The organism is Comamonas sp. JUb58, from assembly GCF_004364775.1.
Classification (GTDB): Bacteria; Pseudomonadota; Gammaproteobacteria; order Burkholderiales; family Burkholderiaceae_C; genus Comamonas.
In genome coordinates, this window is record NZ_SOAL01000012.1 from 180,258 (window position 1) to 197,522 (window position 17,265).

Genomic DNA, 17,265 nt, shown 5'->3' on the forward strand with positions numbered 1-17,265 from the left:
ATTCATGCAAAGCATGCATGGGCGCATACTCAAAACAGGCATCAAGAAAACACCTTTGCTCGCGCATTTGCAGTCACTAACATGGGGTATTGACTATCGATAAGCCACGACCAATATCCTGAACTTGCTCGGGTTTTAGTAGCAGCTGGGATCGGGCCAGCTTGTAGAATTTACAAAGAAATGGCACTTTCATACCTGATCCTCCTCCCCTTCATCGGCAGCGCAATTGCAGCGCTGTTGCCTGCCAACGCGCGTAACACGGAGTCGACGCTGGCAGGGGCCATAGCGGTGTTCTGTGTGGTTCAGGTCGCCATGCTTTTCCCGGAAACGCAGAACAACGGCGTGGTGCACCACAACGTTGCCTGGCTGGGCCAGCTGGGCCTGGATCTGCACTTCCGCATGGATGGATTTGCCTGGCTGTTCTCCATCCTGGTGCTGGGCATCGGCAGTCTGGTGGTGCTGTATGCGCGTTACTACATGTCACAAGCTGACCCGGTACCGCGCTTTTTCTCGTTCTTCCTGGCCTTCATGGGCTCGATGATGGGCGTGGTGCTCTCGGGCAACCTGATCCAGCTGGTGTTCTTCTGGGAGCTGACCAGCCTGTTCTCCTTCCTGCTGATCGGCTACTGGCACCACCGCAAGGATGCCCGCATGGGCGCGCGCATGGCGCTGACGGTCACCGGCACCGGCGGTCTCTGCCTGCTGGGCGGCGTGCTGCTGCTGGGCCACATCGTCGGCAGCTATGAGCTCGACAATGTATTGGCCGCGGGCGACCAGATCCGCAACCACGAGCTCTACCGCGTCACCCTGGTGCTGATCCTGCTCGGCGCGCTCACCAAGAGCGCCCAGTTCCCCTTCCATTTCTGGCTGCCGCGCGCGATGGCAGCGCCCACCCCCGTCTCCGCCTACCTGCACTCGGCCACCATGGTCAAGGCCGGTGTGTTTTTGCTGGCCCGCCTCTGGCCGGCGCTCAGCGGTACCGAGGAATGGTTCTGGCTCGTCGGCGGTGCCGGCGCCATCACCTTGCTGCTGGGTGGCTATATCGCCATGTTCCAGCATGACATGAAGGCGCTGCTGGCCTATTCCACCTTGTCGCACCTGGGTCTGATCACCTTGCTGCTGGGCCTCAACAGCCCCTTGGCGGCCGTCGCTGCGGTCTTCCACATCATGAACCATGCGACTTTCAAGGCTTCGCTGTTCATGGCGGCGGGCATTGTCGACCACGAATCCGGCACCCGCGATATTCGCCGCCTCTCCGGCTTGCAGAAGATGATGCCGATCACGGGCACCTTGGCGATGGTGGCCAGCGCGGCCATGGCTGGCGTGCCTCTGCTCAATGGCTTTCTGTCCAAAGAGATGTTCTTTGCCGAAACGGTGTACATCAACACCACGCCGTTTTTGACCACCGCCTTGCCGGTGGCCGCCACCTTGGCCGGTATTTTCAGCGTGGCCTATTCGCTGCGCTTCACGGTCGATGTATTTTTTGGCCCGCCTGCTACCGATCTGCCGCATGAGCCGCATGAGCCACCGCACTGGATGCGTGTGCCGGTCGAGCTCCTGGTGCTGATCTGCCTGCTGGTCGGTATCTTCCCGGCCTGGGCCGTGGGCCAGTACCTGGATGCAGCAGCCTCGCCCGTGGTGGGCGGCAGCTTGCCGGAGTTCAGCCTGGCGCTATGGCATGGCATCAATGCGCCGCTGGTGATGAGCATCATCGCGATGCTGGCGGGCATCTTGCTGTATCTGCTGCTGCGCCTGTTGCGCAGCAAGCAGTACCTCGATGATGCGCCGCTGGTCGGTCGCATCAATGGCCAATGGGTGTTCCAGGCGGTGATGGCGATCATCACCAACGGTGCACGCCATCTGCGCCGCTGGCTGGGCACGCGTCGCTGGCAGTGGCAGGCGCTCTGGCTGGTGCTGGCTGCCTTGCTGACCGCCACCCTGCCCCTGCTGATCCATGGCTTGCAACTGGGCAACCGGGGCCTGCAGCCGCTGTCGCCCGCTTTTGGCATTCTGTGGCTGATCGGTATCAGCTGCTCGCTGGCAGCGGCCTTCCTAGTCAAGTACCACCGCCTGGCGGCCCTGGTCACCTTGGGCGGCGCCGGCTTGGCTACCTGCATGACCTTCCTGTGGTTCTCCGCACCCGATCTGGCCTTGACCCAGTTGGTGGTGGAGGTGGTCACCACCGTGCTGCTGCTGCTGGGCCTGCGTTGGCTGCCCAAGCGCGACAAGAAGCTCAAGAAAGTCTCGCAGCAAGGCGCGCTGGTCACCCTGCGCCGCTGGCGTGACCTGGCGATTGCGCTGCTTGCTGGCGGTGGTATGGCCTGGCTGTCGTTTGCGATGATGAGCCGGCCCTTCCCCGAAAGCACCTCGACCTTCTTCCTGGAGCGGGCCCAGACCGAGGGCGGCGGCACCAACGTGGTCAACGTCATGCTGGTCGATTTCCGAGGCTTTGATACCTTTGGCGAGATTGTTGTGCTCGGCATTGTGGCGCTCACCGTCTATGCGCTGCTGCGCCGCTTCCGCCCCGCACCTGAGGCCATGGATGTGCCCGAGCAGCAGCGCTTTTTGCCGGCTGACTTACAGACCGACCTGCTCAACCCTCGCAGTGCGACCGATACCGCTGTGGGCTATCTGATGGTGCCCGCCGTGCTGGTGCGCCTGCTGCTGCCGTTTGCCGCGATCGTGGCCATGTACCTGTTCATGCGCGGCCACAACGAGCCCGGTGGCGGCTTTGTGGCCGGCCTGACCCTGGCCATCGGCCTGCTGCTGCAGTACATCATCTCCGGCACGCACTGGGTGGAATCGCATCTGCCCATCTACCCGCGCCGCTGGATTGCCGCCGGCCTGCTGTTTGCGCTGGGCACTGGCGTGGGCAGTTGGTACTTTGGCTACCCCTTCCTGACCAGCCACACCGCGCACCTGACCCTGCCGGTGGTGGGCGAGATCCATATCGCCAGCGCGCTGTTCTTTGATATTGGGGTGTTCTCGCTGGTCGTGGGCTCGACCATGCTGATGCTCACCAGCATTGCCCACCAATCCGTCCGGGGATTCCGCTTCCACGAGCGCCAGCAAGGCGAGCGCAGCGACCCCGCCTCCCAACTCTAAGGACAATACCAAATGGAAATCGTACTGGCCATTGCCATTGGCGTATTGACCGGCTCCGGCGTCTGGCTCCTGCTGCGCCCACGGACTTTTCAGATCATCATGGGTCTGCTCTTGCTGTCGTATGCGGTCAATTTGTTTATCTTCAGCATGGGCCGCGTGGGCCTGGCAATCGACCGAGAACCGATATTGCAGCCCGGTGTGCCCACCGACCTGATGCACTATGCCGACCCCATGCCGCAGGCCCTGGTGCTGACGGCCATCGTCATCGGCTTTGCGATGACCGCGCTCTTTCTGGTGGTGCTGCTCGCCTCGCGCGGCATGACGGGCACTGACCATGTGGACGGCTCCCTGTCCAATGATGTGCAGGAGGCGCCTTGATGTCGCTGATGACGCTGACTGAGCGCCTGATGCCGCACCTGTTGCTGGCACCGATTTTGCTGCCCTTGTTGACCGCAGCGCTGATGCTGACCCTGGGCGAGAAGTACCAACGCACCAAACTGCTGATGAACATCAGCTCCTGCCTGATCGGCCTGGTCATCGCGATGGCCCTGGTCAAGTGGAGCAACCAGGATGGCATGGCCACCTCGATGAGTGTCTACCTGTCGGGCAACTGGGCTGCGCCGTTTGGCATTGTGCTGGTACTCGACCGGCTCTCGGCCCTGATGCTGCTGACCACCAGCGTGGTCGCACTCTGTGCCGTGGTCTATTCCGGCGCGCGCTGGCACCGGGTGGGCGTGCATTTTCACCCGCTGTTCCAGTTCCAGATGATGGGCCTGGCCGGTGCCTTCCTGACCGGTGACCTGTTCAACCTCTTCGTGTTCTTCGAGATCATGCTGGCAGCATCCTATGGTTTGCTGCTGCACGGCTCGGGCAAATCACGGGTGCAGCATGGCCTGCATTACATCGCCATCAACCTGGCAGCCTCGTCGCTGTTCCTGATCGGTGTGTCGATGCTGTACGGCATTACCGGCACCTTGAACATGGCCGATCTGGCGCGCATCATCCCCAGCGTCAGCAGCGCGGACCGGGGCTTGCTGCACACCGCTGCCGGCATTCTGGCCACTGCCTTCCTGATCAAGGCTGCGGTCTGGCCGCTGAACTTCTGGCTGGTACCGGCCTATGGCTCGGCCACCGCGCCGGTTGGCGCCATTTTTGCGCTGATGACCAAGGTGGGCATCTACACGATTGTGCGTTTGTGGACCCTGATGTTCAGCAGCGAGGCCGGGCCTTCGGCCCATTTCGGCAGCGCCTGGCTGATCCTGGGCGGGCTGGCCACCATGCTCTATGCGGGCATCTCCATCCTGGGCACGCAGCGGCTGGGCTATGTGGCGGGCTATGCGGCCATTCTGTCGGCCGGCACCTTGCTGGCCGCCGCCGGCTTTGGCCAGAACCTGATGACCAGCGCCCTGCTGTACTACATGCCCAGTTCCACCTTGGCAGTGGCAGCACTGTTCTTGATCACCGACCTGATCGAGCGATGGCGCACCACCGATGGGGCCAATGTCCGCTTTGAGGATGAGGAGGCGCCGTTCTTGACTGCCGAGCTGCTACCGCGCGAGGGCCTGAACCTGGACGAAGACGAGGAAGTGCTGATTGGCCGCGCCATTCCGGCAGCGATGGCCTTCCTGGGCCTGTCGTTCATGGTCAGCACCTTGGTGGTGTCCGGTCTGCCGCCGCTGTCAGGCTTTATCGGCAAGTTCGCCATGCTGTCGGCATTGCTCAACCCGCTGGGTCTGGGCTCGTCGGCAGGCACGCAGATCGGCTGGCTGGGCTGGTCGTTCATGGCCATGCTGATTGCGACCGGCTTGATGGCCTTGACCGCCCTGGTGCGCATCGGCATTCGCGAGTTCTGGTCCAGCATCAGCCGCAACACGCCCGAGCTCAAGGTGATCGAAGGCCTGCCTTTGGCCATTTTGCTGGGCTGCTGCATTTTGATGGTGACCCATGGCGCCAGCGTGATGCGCTTTACCCAGCGCGCGGCTGACAACCTGCATTCGCCCGGCAATTACATCCGCGCGGTGCTGGAAACCAGCCCCAAGCCCTCCCCCACCTCCAAACCCGTGGTCGCGCCCGACATCCCCACCGTGCTGCCTGAGACCGGGTTCGAACTTGCACCGGAAGCAACCACTGCAGGAGGTACCCAGCCATGAAGCGCCTTTTCCCTGCACCCCTGCTGTCCGTGCTGCTGTGCCTGGTGTGGCTGCTGCTCAACCGCAGCGTCAGCCCCGGTCAAATCATTCTCGGCGTTCTGTTTGGCTTGCTGATCCCGGTGCTGACCCAAGGACTGCGCCCGCGCGCGGTCAGCATCAAAAAGCCCTGGACCATCATCCGCCTGGGCTTGCGCGTGGCCGCTGATTCGCTGCAGTCCAATGGCGCGGTGCTGCGCCTGCTGCTGATGCCCGGCAGCCGCAAAAAGCCCGCTGGCTTTGTGCATGTGCCCTTGCAGCTGCGCGACCCCAACGGCCTGGCCGTGCTGGCGATGATCGTCTGTATCACCCCCGGCACCGCCTGGGCCGAGATATCGCGTGACCGCTCCATCCTGCTCTTGCATGTGCTGGAGGCGGATGACCCGCAGGGCGTTATCGACCACATCAAGGCCTTCTATGAACGGCCCCTCATGGAGATTTTCGAATGAACAATATTCTTGCCTGGACCATGCCGGCAGCCCTGTTCATCTTGCTGCTGGCCATGCTGTTTGCGATGATCCGTTTGCTCAAAGGCCCGCAGGCACAAGACCGTGTGCTGGCCCTGGACTGCATGTACCTGATCGGCATGCTCACCATGCTGGTGCTGGGCATCCACTATGCATCGGTGAATTACTTTGAGGCCGCGCTGCTCATCGCGCTGTTTGGCTTTGTCAGCTCCACGGCCATGGCCAAGTTCCTGCTGCGCGGGGAGGTGATCGAATGACCGAAGTCAACCTGCCCATCTGGGTTCAGATTGTGGTGTCGGTGCTGGTGCTTGCCGGCTGCTTGATCACCTTGATCGGAGCGCTCAGCCTGTTTCGCCTGCCCAGCTACTACGAGCGCGTGCACACCCCGTCGATCATCGCCTGCGCCGGTTGCTGGCTGATTGTCTGGAGCTCCGTCTTCTACTTCAGCCTGCAGTCGCACAAGCCCAGCTTTCACACCTTGCTGATCGCCGTGCTGCTGTCGGTGGCCGTGCCCATCACCAATATCTTCTTGATGCGCGCGGCGCTGTTCCGCGACCGGCGCATGGGCAAGGATGTACCACCGAGCCTGAGCCGCATCGTGTCGGCCAACCCCGAAGGCAACGACGCCTGAGCCCGTGATGGCGATAGACGGCTAAGCCAGCACAACGGGCGAGCTGCATTGGGGAATAAGCGCCAGGGGACAGCAGGAACAGCGCGCTTGTTCTATGCTGGTGGATCACAAGCATCCACACCCCAGGCACCGCCATGACGCTCCTGCTCTCCCACACCCTAGACCGCACGCTCAGCCAATGGATGGCTGAGCGCCTGGCCCATCCACAACCCGAACTGGCATGGCAACTCTGGTGTTTTGAAGGCGTGGATGCGCGCCGGGCGGCTGAGCAGCAACTGGCCAAGCATGGCATCCGCGCCCGCATCCGCAGCGCCTACAAGCCGCTGGTACATGCGGTGCTGGAAGACCTGGACACCACCGGGCTACAAAGCCTGCAGCTGCACTACCCCCTGCATGCAGACGCCGCCGCCAACCGCTTCATGCTGGAGGCCTACCCGCTGGCCGCCATGCTGCCGCCCGGTGTCGATCTGCAGATGGAGGCCGGCCAGCACAATAGCAGCTACACCCTGGCGCTGCGCTACCAGGATGGGCGCACACAAAGCCTGCAGGTGTTCGCGCCCAACCGGGCTTTCCAGTCAGCGCACGGCGGCAGCGGCATCACCCCCTGCGGCTGGCAGCAAGCGCATGACGCCCAAGGCCGCACCGTGCACGATGCCGCCCTGCTCACCGACTACGAAACGGCCTATGCCCAGGCCATGCAGGCCATCGAGCAGCATGGCTGGCCAAAGACCGAGCCCTTCTTTGGCCGTCTGCATATCGCCATGCAACTGCCCGGCTTTGAGCGAGCAATTGCCGGCACGGGTGAGACCATGAGCACGCCCGAAGCCATGCACGAGGACCTGTATTTCTCGCTGCTGGAGCATTTCCAAAAGCTGTCCGGGCGCGCTGCGGGTGACCGCCGCCTGCAACCGGGCCAGATCGTGCCAGACATCCGGATCGCCGCCCAAACGCATCCGCTGGAGCTGACCACGGTGGGCTTGCAGATTCGTGCCTTGGCCCTGAGCGAACCCTTGCCGGAAGTGGATGACGGCCTGCCAGCGGTGGCCTTCAACCCGCACAGCATTGCCGAGGCCGATGCCGCCGCAGCGCAGCTGCAGCGGGCGCCGAGCCTGGCGCAGATGGATGCACTGGTGCAGCCGCTGTTTGCCGCCTATGGCAGTGCCTGCCAGGGCCAGAGTGTGCAAGGCCGCCGCATTGCCGCCACCTACAAAAAGGGCAGCCAGCACCCGGTGGTGCTAAGCGGCGGCCAGCATGCCAATGAGATATCCGGCGTGACAGGCGCGCTGCGCGGAGCGCTGGCACTGGCGCAGCAGGCAGACAGCCACTTTGCCTACATCCCCGTCGAGAACCCGGACGGCTATGACCTGCACCAGTGGTACTGCCGCTATGCCCCCGAGCAAATGCACCATGCAGCGCGCTACACCGCGCTGGGCGATGACTTGGCCTACCGCGACCATGCCCCCTGGTACGAAGGCGCACTGCGGCGTGATGCGATTGCCGCCAGCGGCGCGCAGTTGCATTTGAGCCTGCATGGCTACCCGGCCCATGAATGGACGCGGCCCTTGTCCGGCTATGTGCCGCAAGGCTTTGACCTCTGGACCATCCCCAAGGGCTTTTTCCTGATTCTGCGCTACCAGGAAGACTGGCAGCCGCAGGCCGAGGCACTGGCTGAGCGCGTGGCGCAAGCCTTGCTGCAGGTGGAGGGTTTGCCGGAATACAACCGCCGCCAATTGGCGCTGTACCAAAGCCATTCCGGCCGCCAGCCGTTTGAGCTGCGGCACGGCACGCCCTGCACCATGCAAGTCGACAACCAGGGGCTCAGCCCGGTGAGCCTGATCACCGAGTTTCCGGACCAGACTGTTGTGGGCGATGCACTGGTCTTTGCACATACTGTGCAGCGCGCTGCGGTGCTGGCCGCCTATGCCGCCTGGCAGGACATTGTGCAAACGCGCTGAAGCCAAGTGCTGATTACTGCTGCCAGCGATTTTCCACGCAGCGCAGCTGCGCCCTGCTAAGCTGCCAGCCATGTGGAATGTACTTGGCATATCGATTGGCGCCTGCCTGGGCGCGCTGGCACGCTGGCAACTGGGCCGCTGGCTCAACCAGCCCCATGCCTTGCTGCCCTGGGGCACCTTGGCCGCCAACTTGGTGGGTGGCTATGCCATCGGTCTGCTGGTGGCCCTGTTCCAAAACTCCCCCGGCATTGACCCGGTCTGGCGTCTGGTGCTGATCACCGGTTTTCTGGGCGCCCTCACCACCTTTTCCAGCTTCTCTGCCGAGACGGTCTCGATGCTGCAGGCCCAGCGCTACGGCCTGGCCCTGCTGCAGTGCAGCCTGCATTTGCTGGGCTCGCTGGCCTTGACGGCCCTGGGCCTGGCGACCGGCCAGGCACTCTGGGGCAGAGGCTAAGAACCTGTTCAAAGCCGTATTTTTTAAGACATTGCCGCAAGCGCATGCCCAAATCGCTCTATATTCAGTAGCAGCACAGGCCCCGCTTGTGCTGCTCGTGTTTTTTGTGAACGCTGGTGCCTGCCGGGCACTGGCATTGTGAAAGCTGGAGAAGACCATGGACGCCAACACCCAACTCGACGAACAAGTCATGGCGCATGACTGGAACCTGTTCGGTGCCGACATACCTGTAGAGCAGGCCGCCAAGCGCGATTCTTACCGCCTGGCCTTTGCAGACCCGGAGTTTCTGAGCCGCCGCGAGACCCGCTCAATCCGCTTTCAGCTGGAGATGCTCAAGCCCGACCTGGAACTGACCGCCCAGGGCATCAACAACACCGTGGTGGTGTTTGGCAGCGCCCGCTTTGTGGCACCTGAAGAGGCGGAGGTACTGCTGGCCGCTGCCCAGGCCCAAGGCGATGCCCAGGCAATTGCCGTGGCGCAGCGCGCAGTAACCACCAGCCGCTACTACGATGCCGCGCGCCGCTTTGCGCGCCTGGTGGCCAAGTTCAGCGAAACCCAGAAGCTCGAAGACCGCCTCTACATCTGCACCGGCGGCGGCCCCGGCATCATGGAAGCAGCCAATCGCGGCGCCTCCGAAGAGCATGCGCCCAATGTCGGCATGAACATCACCCTGCCGCATGAGCAATCGGGCAACCGCTACATCACGCCGGCGCTCTGCTTCAAGTTCCACTACTTTGCACTGCGCAAGATGCACCTGATGATGCGCGCGCGCGCCCTGGTGGTGTTTCCCGGCGGCTTTGGCACGATGGACGAGCTCTTCGAAGTGCTGACCCTCGTGCAAACCCACAAGGCCAAGGGCGTGCCGATCGTGCTGTTTGGCGTGGATTTCTGGTCGCGCATGCTGAACTTCGATGTGATGATCGAGTACGGCACCATCTCGCCAGAGAACGTCAAGCTGTTCCACATCACTGACGATGTGCATGAGGCCTGCCGCATCATCCAGGCCTACTACCAGCGCTGAAGCAGCGTTCGGCCCATAAAAAACCGCTCCTGGCCATGCAGCCAGCAGCGGTTTTGCTTTGGGTGGCGGCAGCCTGTGCCGCTGGGCTGGTCAGCCTCCCAGGTAGGCCTTGCGGATGTCCTGGTTGCGCAGCAGGTTGACGCCGCTGTCTTCCAGGGTGACCTTGCCGGTCTCCAGCACATAGCCACGGTCGGCGATCTGCAAAGCCTGGTTGGCGTTTTGCTCCACCAGGAACACGGTCACGCCCTGCTCTCGAACGGCTTTGATGATCTCGAAGATCTGCGCAATGATCAGCGGCGCCAGGCCCAGGGTGGGCTCATCGAGCAGCAGCAGACGCGGCTTGCTCATCAGCGCCCGGCCAATGGCCAGCATCTGCTGCTCGCCGCCAGACATGGTGCCGGCGCGCTGGTCGGCACGTTCCTTGAGGCGGGGAAAGAGGCCATAGACATAGTCGATGCCGTGCGCAATCTCCTGCTTGTTCAAGAAGAACGCGCCCATCTGCAGGTTCTCCATGACGGTCAGATCCTTGAACACACGACGGCCTTCGGGCGAAATCGCGATGCCCTTGCGCATGATCAGGTGCGAGGACTGGCCCACCAGCTCTTCGCCCTCGAACTTGATCGAGCCCGTGGTGGCGCAGGGGTTGCCGCAGACACTCATCAGCAAGGTGGTCTTGCCCGCGCCATTGCTGCCGATCAGCGAGACGATCTCACCCTCGTTGACATGCAGGCTCACATCATTGACTGCACAAATCGCACCGTAATGCGTGCTGATATTCTTGATTTCCAACATCGGCTGCATCAGGACTCTCCCAGGTATGCCTTGATCACGCGTTCGTCATTGCGAATGACCTCCGGCACACCCAGTGCAATCGGCTTGCCATACTCCATCACCAGGATGCGCTCCGACACCCCCATCACCAGGCTCATGTCGTGCTCGATCAGCAGCACGGTCACGCCATACTCCCGGCGCAAGCGGTCGATGAGGTGCTGCAGCTCCACCTTTTCCTGCGGGTTCAGGCCCGCTGCGGGCTCATCGAGCATCAGCAGCTTGGGCTTGGTGATCATGCAGCGCGCGATCTCCAGCCGGCGCTGGTGGCCATAGGCCAGGTTGCCCGCCTCGCGGTTGGTGAAGGCACGCAGGCCCATCACATCCAGCCAGTGGGCTGCTTGTTCCTTGGCGTTCTCTTCCGCTGCGCGGTAGGCCTTGGTCTTGAACAGGCCCGAGAGCAGGTTGCGCTTGATCTGCTGGTGCTGGGCCACCAGCAGGTTCTCCAGCACGGTCATGCCCTTGAACAGGCGCACGTTCTGGAAGGTACGCACCACGCCGTGGTTGGCCACCTCATGGCTGGCCAGGCCGGCAATCGACTGGCCACCCAGCGACACGGTACCGGCCGTGGGCTTGTAGAAACCGCTGATGCAGTTGAACACGGTGGTCTTGCCGGCGCCATTGGGGCCGATGATGGCAAACACCTCTTGCGGCTTGACATCGAGCGCGACCTGGTCGACCGCGAGCAAGCCGCCAAAGCGCATGCACAGGCCTTCCACCTTCAATATGCTTTGACTCATAAACACTTCTCCCTGTTTGCGTTTTCCGTGTTTACGGTCATTGCTTCAACTCTTCGTGGTAGCGCTTCATCGGGAACAAGCCCTGCGGACGCCAGACCATCATCAAGATCATCACCAGGCCGAAAATCAGCATGCGGTATTCGGAGAACTCGCGTGCCAGCTCAGGCAGCACGGTGATCAGGATCGCGGCCACCACCACACCGATCTGCGAGCCCATGCCGCCCAGCACCACGATGGCCAGGATCAGCGCCGATTCGATGAAGCTGAACGACTCGGGGCTGACGATGCCCTGGCGCGCGGCAAAGAAGGCACCACCAAAGCCGGCAAACATGGCACCCAAGGTGAAGGCCGAGAGCTTGATCTTCGTGGGGTTCATACCCAGCGAGCGGCAGGCCACTTCGTCTTCACGCAGCGCTTCCCAGGCACGGCCAATCGGCATGCGGATCAGGCGGTTGCTGATCCACAGGGTGACCAGGGCCAGGCCCAGCGCCAGCAGGTAGAGGAAGACCACCATGTGCATGGTGTTGAACTCGATGCCCATCAGCTGCTGCAAGGTCTGCGCGCCCTCTTGCGAGGCGGTACGCGTCAGCTCAAAGCCAAACAAGGTCGGCTTGGGAATGCTGGAGATGCCGTCCGGGCCACCGGTGAAATCCACCAGGTTGACCAGCAGCAGGCGAATGATTTCGCCAAAACCCAAGGTCACGATCGCCAGGTAATCGCCGCGCAGGCGCAGCACCGGAAAGCCGAGCAAGAAGCCGAACAAGGCAGCGGCCGCACCGGACAGGGGCAGAGCCTCCCAGAACGACCAGCCGGCCCAGTGGAACAGCAAGGCATAGGTATAGGCGCCCACGGCATAAAAGCCGACAAAGCCCAGATCCAGCAGACCGGCAAAACCGACCACGATGTTCAGGCCCAGGCCGAGCATCACATAGATCAGCGCCAGGGTGGCGATGTCGACCGCATTGCGGCCGCTGAAGAAGGGCCAGGCAATGGCCGCCACAATCACCAGCCACAGCAGGGTCATGCGCATGCGGGCGCTGACCTCGGGCAGGCGCGGGGCCTGCACACGGGCCATGTGTTTGCCCAGCAGCGGCTTGATCAGCTGCAGCACCAGCACAATCACAAAGCCCCAGATAACCAGGTTCCAGTGCGGCTCAATGTAGTTCTGGCCGCCCTTGCGCTCCAGGTGCAGGCCGAAGATGGGAACCACCACCAAAGCGGCCAGCACGGCCGAGATGATGGCGTTCTTGATGTTCGCTTTCATCATCAGACCTTCTCCACTTCAGGCTTGCCCAACAGGCCCGTGGGGCGGAAGAGCAAGATCAGCACCAGCAGACCAAAGGCAACGATGTCCTTGTACTCGGACGAGATATAGGCGGCAGCCATGGTCTCGGCAATTCCCAGCAGCACGCCGCCCAGCATCGCACCGGGAATGCTGCCGATACCGCCCAGCACCGCCGCTGTGAAGGCCTTGATACCGGCGACAAAACCGATATAGGGGTTGAGTTTGCCAATCGCCAGCGCAATCAGCACACCGCCCACGGCAGCCAGTACCGCACCCAGGATGAAGGTGAAGGACACAACCTTGTTGGTGTCAATGCCCAACAGGTTGGCCATTTGCATGTCTTGCGAGCAGGCGCGCGAGGCGCGGCCCATGCGCGAGTGGCGGATGTAGAAGGTCAGCGCGGCCATCAGCACCACGGCGACCACAATGATCAAGACGCGGGTGTAAGGCACAAAGACCTCGAAATCACCCATGTGAAAGTTGAATGCACCAGGCAACAGCGACGGCACGGCCATATCGCGTGCACCCTGCCCCAGGGCCACCCAGTTCTGCAAGAAGATGGACATACCGATGGCCGAGATCAGCGCCACCAGGCGGGGGCTGCTGCGCAAGGGCTTGTACGCCACCTGCTCCACCACATAGCCATAGACACCGGTGAGCACCACGGCCACCAGCAGCATGGCACCAATCACCACAAAGACCGGCAGCCCGCTTTGCGTGCCGATGGCTGACAAGGTCACCAGGCCGATATAGGCCGCAATCATATAAATCTCGCCGTGGGCGAAATTAATCATTCCGATAATTCCATACACCATCGTGTAGCCAATGGCCACGAGCGCGTAGATCGCACCCAGTGACAGACCATTGAACAACTGCTGTATGAATTGGGGCAAAAAATCGTTCATACCGTACCAACCCAATTCCATTGGCGCTTGTGGCAGCCAAAATAAAAAAGCATGGCTCTATGTTGTAGAGCCATGCTTTTGCCTATCACTTACTTGGTCGCAGCCGACTTGCTGCCGTCCTTGTGCCAGCTGAACACCTGGAAGTCGTAGGACTTCAGGTCACCCTTGGCATCCCAGGCGAGCTTGCCCAGTGGGGTTTCGAAGGTAGCGGTATGCAGGTGCTTGGCCACCTTGGCGCCATCGTTGCCCACAGCCTTGATCGAGTCAGCAATGACTTGCACGGCGGTGTACGAACCCATCTGGAACGAACCGGAAGGATCGCGCTTCTTGTCCTTGAAGGCCTTCACAATGGCGGCATTCTTGGGGTTGGACGCGAAGTCCGCAGGCAAGGTCACCAGCATGCCTTCAACGGCAGGGCCGGCAATGGCGTTGATTTCAGGATTGCCCACGCCTTCTGGGCCCATGATACGGACCTTCAGGCCTTGCTCGGCCGACTGGCGCAGCAGCAGGCCCATTTCTGGGTGGTAGCCACCGTAGTAGACAAAGTCCACGCCGGCGCTCTTGAGCTTGGTGATCACGGCGGAGTAATCGCTGTCACCAGCGTTGATACCTTCAAACAGCGCGACGTTCACGCCGTCTGCCTTCAGGGTGTCACGCACCGCCGTGGCAATGCCCTGGCCGTAGGATTGCTTGTCATGCAGCACGGCAACCTTCTTGGGCTTGACGTTCTGGGCAATGAACTTGGCAGCGAAAGGGCCTTGCTGGTCATCACGGCCAATGGTGCGGAAGATCGAGGTGAAGTTCTTGCCTTCAGTCAGCGCTGGCGAGGTAGCCGATGGGGTCACCACCACCACACCTTCGTTGTTGTAGATCGGAGCTGCAGCAATGGCAGCGCCCGAGCACACGGGACCGACCACGTAATGGATCTTGGCATTGACCACGCGGTTCGCAGCCACTGGGCCTTGCTTGGGTTCGCAGGCATCGTCAACGATCACCGCTTCGAGCTTGTTGCCATTGATGCCGCCAGCAGCATTGATCTGCTCCAGCGCCGTATCCACACCCTCCTTGACCATATCGCCGTACTGGGTCAGCGGACCCGTCGCAGGAATGACCACGCCAATCTTGATATTTTGAGCCTGGGCTACGCCAGCGAGCATGCTGCCGGCCAGACCAAATGCAACCACCATCGAGTTGAGGCGAAACGGTACCTTCATATCGGAATCCTTTTTAATCAAGCTATGGATCGCAGACATTGCCAATAGAGCAACTATCAATTGCGATGCGGAGACAGCATATAGGTCTAATAAACTCTCGCAACAGGGATGCCAAGGATTGCCAAATATGTCACTTATGTGCTAGCAAATAGTGATTTTTGCACCTATACAGGGCATTAATAGGTATTCATGCACCAATAATGTGCAAAATGCCGCTAAAGCCACTGCAGAAGGCCATCAGGCCCCGAACATTTTGATGCATTTTGTTGCATCAATATGAACGGCCTCAAGCGCCTCCTCGGCATCGGATCCCGCCCGGGTGCTTCCCCCTGTCATCGACCAAGTGGCCATCGCAAATCCCAGAACCCAGGCAGCTTCGCCGCGAGAGGCAGCATTGTGCGCGAAAAAGATACCGCCGCACATAAAACCAGGGCTGTGGAAACCCTGATCTACAGCCCCTCAACAGGGGCATGCCCTCTCAAAGACAGTGGTAATTGTTACATCTTTCCAGCGGTCGGCGTTGGGGAATTACCCGCTTTCAGAGGCAGTCGGAGCTTGGAACGCTTGGAAGCGGTTGATGTGCAAAGGCTTATTTTGTATTTCAACCCGCTCGCCTTATGAATCTCTTCATACGCGGATTCTTTAACCATTGCTAACTGAAGCAAAAACTACTTGCACAATGTCAATCAGGAATGGAGAATTGTTCAACATGAAAGAGATTAGGTTGATCAATTCCAAAGGGGCCGGCGCGGACAACGCTGAGGCTGCCTCTGCCTGGCTGCCCGATGATGCCCACCATCGCCAGCAATTCCTGCAACTGCTGGAGCAGGCCATCGCCGATGGTGGTCCGGGCACCTACCTACTGCAGACCCGTGGCCAGCATGTGCTGACGGATATTCTCTATCCCAACCGGGCGTTCTGTTCGCCTGCCTGAGCGCTGCTTGTCGCTAGTTGAGGCGGGTGTTTGGCATGGGATGGCCGTCCGTTGGTGCATCCCAGTGCAAGGCACACCCCATGTCTTGCCGAATGCACAGCCTTCATCGCCCCCACAGGCAGATCTTTTGGGTCCCTCTTCAGCGTTGATTCAGTCACCCAGCACCACGCCCAGCGCCGCCAGCTTCGAAGCCAGCACATCGCGGCGACGCTCTGCTTTCTCCGCCGTGGCCATCGCTGCACGCATGGCCTGAGGCCCTTTGAGTGATGCGACACGCACCAGCGCCGTTTTCTTGTTGACCTCGGCGACCAGCTTTTGGTAGCTGGCCATCAGCTCGGCATGTTCAGGGGAAGGGCTCACGTCATTTCCTTGTTTTCTTCAGCCGCTATTGTCGGGCGAAATGCCAGGCCCAGCAGGGCACAGCGCCTTCGGACCTGGGCCAACCGACGGCCCCGATGTCAGCGCCTGTCAAGCCCTGCAGCCGCCTGCTCCACCCGCCCTGTTGCGTGCCAGCCAATTTGCCTGGGCACCCTCAGGAACCGGTTACAGTGAGGCATAGCACAAGGAGGATCCCATGGTCACCAACGCGCAACACAACCGCAGCCTATCCACGCCAGCACATGGGGACCAGCCAGCGGTAACCGCTTCTTCTCCCCTACGCGCTCAGCAGGCATAAGCCTTATCTCCTCACTTCGCCGAGACTTCCTTTTGATTGCCGCTGGCAGCCGACCTGGTCCGCTCGCCACGCACACCGCTTGAGCCTTATGAAAACCATCGACGAAATGCTGAGCCTGGACCTGCTCACCCACGACCAACATGGTGAGATCAGCGCCTGGATTGACCAGTCCACGACCCCTGAAGAAATTCTGCAAATGCCCCCCAACCTTTGGCAGGCCATTGAGCGCGCCAGCCTGGCAATGGGTGTCAATGACGATCTTTTGCGCCCACCGGCGCTGGATGCAGGTAGCTTGCTGTTGAGTTGATTTTTTGCAGCGCGTCGCCTTTCCTAAAGCCGGATCTGCGTACCTTGGAGCGGCCTTGGCTTGTCAATGCGCTGGGCGGTTACCGATGCCACGCCAAGCGTTGCCACAGGCCATCGCTGTTGCGGGCAATATGCTCACACTCTGACACGCTTGCCGTGACAGTTGTTTATTTTGCGATCACCAGCTTGCAATAGGCATAGCTTATGATTTCATGAATATAGGGGGGTGCTAGAACCAAGTATTAGCTAGTGAGCACTTGAGAGCCTGCAGACTGCAGGCTCTTTTTTTTTGCACAAACTAGGGAATACCCTTGCAAAATCAATTTGCATAAATCTATAGAATATATCTAATGATTTTGCCGGATTCATGCACCATCCTCCCTCCCTCTCTATATTTGCATGAACATGCCTGAGTCATCAGGAGCGGCTTTTCTACAGCGCCTCGGGCCACCTTCGGGTGGCCTTTTTTTGGTTCATCGCTGAATTCCGTGGATGACTGGCGAACGCTTGAGTACCCTAAGGCCTGATTCAACGGCAATCAGGAGGAACAAGTGCTCG

General features: G+C 60.9%; 17 protein-coding genes. 11 read left to right on the plus strand and 6 right to left on the minus strand.

Features of this window, described 5'->3' with window-relative positions:
- The first annotated feature begins 180 nt into the window (after nucleotides 1-180).
- From EDF71_RS14835 to EDF71_RS14875, 9 genes are all read left to right on the plus strand, one after another.
- Nucleotides 181-3,105, plus strand: a complete 2,925-nt coding sequence (locus EDF71_RS14835; RefSeq protein WP_133857346.1) for a monovalent cation/H+ antiporter subunit A — start codon at nucleotides 181-183, stop codon at nucleotides 3,103-3,105.
- Between the two features lie 12 nt (nucleotides 3,106-3,117).
- On the plus strand, nucleotides 3,118-3,483 hold the full coding sequence (locus tag EDF71_RS14840) for a Na+/H+ antiporter subunit C (protein WP_021028259.1): 366 nt from the start codon (nucleotides 3,118-3,120) through the stop codon (nucleotides 3,481-3,483).
- Nucleotides 3,483-5,255: a monovalent cation/H+ antiporter subunit D gene (locus EDF71_RS14845; RefSeq protein WP_208301062.1), complete on the plus strand. Its 1,773-nt coding sequence runs from the start codon at nucleotides 3,483-3,485 to the stop codon at nucleotides 5,253-5,255. The genes EDF71_RS14840 and EDF71_RS14845 overlap by 1 nt, the downstream gene beginning before the upstream one ends.
- Nucleotides 5,252-5,740, plus strand: coding sequence for a Na+/H+ antiporter subunit E (locus tag EDF71_RS14850; protein ID WP_133857347.1), 489 nt, complete (start codon nucleotides 5,252-5,254; stop codon nucleotides 5,738-5,740). The genes EDF71_RS14845 and EDF71_RS14850 overlap by 4 nt, the downstream gene beginning before the upstream one ends.
- Nucleotides 5,737-6,015 carry a K+/H+ antiporter subunit F gene (locus EDF71_RS14855; protein ID WP_133857348.1) on the plus strand — a complete coding sequence of 93 codons (279 nt, stop codon included), beginning with the start codon at nucleotides 5,737-5,739 and terminating at the stop codon, nucleotides 6,013-6,015. The genes EDF71_RS14850 and EDF71_RS14855 overlap by 4 nt, the downstream gene beginning before the upstream one ends.
- A complete protein-coding gene (gene mnhG / locus EDF71_RS14860) occupies nucleotides 6,012-6,389 on the plus strand; it encodes a monovalent cation/H(+) antiporter subunit G (RefSeq protein ID WP_133857349.1) in 378 nt (125 codons plus the stop codon). Before EDF71_RS14855 ends, mnhG begins: the two co-directional genes overlap by 4 nt.
- 134 nt (nucleotides 6,390-6,523) lie before the next feature.
- Nucleotides 6,524-8,344, plus strand: coding sequence for a peptidase M14 (locus EDF71_RS14865; RefSeq protein ID WP_133857350.1), 1,821 nt, complete (start codon nucleotides 6,524-6,526; stop codon nucleotides 8,342-8,344).
- 70 nt (nucleotides 8,345-8,414) lie between these two features.
- A complete protein-coding gene (gene crcB / locus EDF71_RS14870) occupies nucleotides 8,415-8,798 on the plus strand; it encodes a fluoride efflux transporter CrcB (RefSeq protein ID WP_133857351.1) in 384 nt (127 codons plus the stop codon).
- Nucleotides 8,799-8,955: 157 nt separating this feature from the next.
- Nucleotides 8,956-9,819 (plus strand): TIGR00730 family Rossman fold protein, encoded by an 864-nt coding sequence (locus EDF71_RS14875; protein ID WP_133857352.1) that lies wholly within the window; start codon nucleotides 8,956-8,958, stop codon nucleotides 9,817-9,819.
- Nucleotides 9,820-9,909: 90 nt separating this feature from the next.
- Here EDF71_RS14875 and EDF71_RS14880 read toward each other — a convergent pair whose 3' ends face one another.
- The 5 genes from EDF71_RS14880 to EDF71_RS14900 form a co-directional block, all read right to left on the minus strand.
- Nucleotides 9,910-10,611, minus strand: a complete 702-nt coding sequence (locus tag EDF71_RS14880; protein ID WP_027011203.1) for an ABC transporter ATP-binding protein — start codon at nucleotides 10,609-10,611, stop codon at nucleotides 9,910-9,912.
- Nucleotides 10,612-10,619: 8 nt separating this feature from the next.
- Complete coding sequence (gene livG / locus EDF71_RS14885; protein ID WP_133857353.1) at nucleotides 10,620-11,387, minus strand: high-affinity branched-chain amino acid ABC transporter ATP-binding protein LivG; 768 nt, start codon at nucleotides 11,385-11,387, stop codon at nucleotides 10,620-10,622.
- A gap of 37 nt (nucleotides 11,388-11,424) precedes the next feature.
- Nucleotides 11,425-12,651 carry a high-affinity branched-chain amino acid ABC transporter permease LivM gene (locus EDF71_RS14890; protein WP_133857374.1) on the minus strand — a complete coding sequence of 409 codons (1,227 nt, stop codon included), beginning with the start codon at nucleotides 12,649-12,651 and terminating at the stop codon, nucleotides 11,425-11,427.
- 2 nt (nucleotides 12,652-12,653) lie between these two features.
- The gene (gene livH, locus EDF71_RS14895) at nucleotides 12,654-13,577 is read right to left on the minus strand and encodes a high-affinity branched-chain amino acid ABC transporter permease LivH (protein ID WP_027011204.1); all 924 of its coding nucleotides are present in this window, start codon (nucleotides 13,575-13,577) and stop codon (nucleotides 12,654-12,656) included.
- An 89-nt stretch (nucleotides 13,578-13,666) separates the two neighbouring features.
- Entirely contained in the window at nucleotides 13,667-14,791 is a 1,125-nt protein-coding gene (locus EDF71_RS14900; protein ID WP_133857354.1) for a branched-chain amino acid ABC transporter substrate-binding protein, read from the minus strand.
- A gap of 700 nt (nucleotides 14,792-15,491) precedes the next feature.
- Between EDF71_RS14900 and EDF71_RS14905 the strand changes: the two genes are divergently transcribed.
- The gene (locus EDF71_RS14905; protein WP_133857355.1) at nucleotides 15,492-15,725 is read left to right on the plus strand and encodes a hypothetical protein; all 234 of its coding nucleotides are present in this window, start codon (nucleotides 15,492-15,494) and stop codon (nucleotides 15,723-15,725) included.
- A 150-nt stretch (nucleotides 15,726-15,875) separates the two neighbouring features.
- Here the strand turns inward: EDF71_RS14905 and EDF71_RS14910 are convergent, their stop codons facing one another.
- Nucleotides 15,876-16,085 (minus strand): hypothetical protein, encoded by a 210-nt coding sequence (locus EDF71_RS14910; protein WP_133857356.1) that lies wholly within the window; start codon nucleotides 16,083-16,085, stop codon nucleotides 15,876-15,878.
- Nucleotides 16,086-16,489: 404 nt separating this feature from the next.
- Here EDF71_RS14910 and EDF71_RS14915 point away from each other — a divergent pair, with 404 nt between their 5' ends.
- Nucleotides 16,490-16,708: a hypothetical protein gene (locus EDF71_RS14915; RefSeq protein ID WP_133857357.1), complete on the plus strand. Its 219-nt coding sequence runs from the start codon at nucleotides 16,490-16,492 to the stop codon at nucleotides 16,706-16,708.
- Nucleotides 16,709-17,265: the final 557 nt, after the last annotated feature.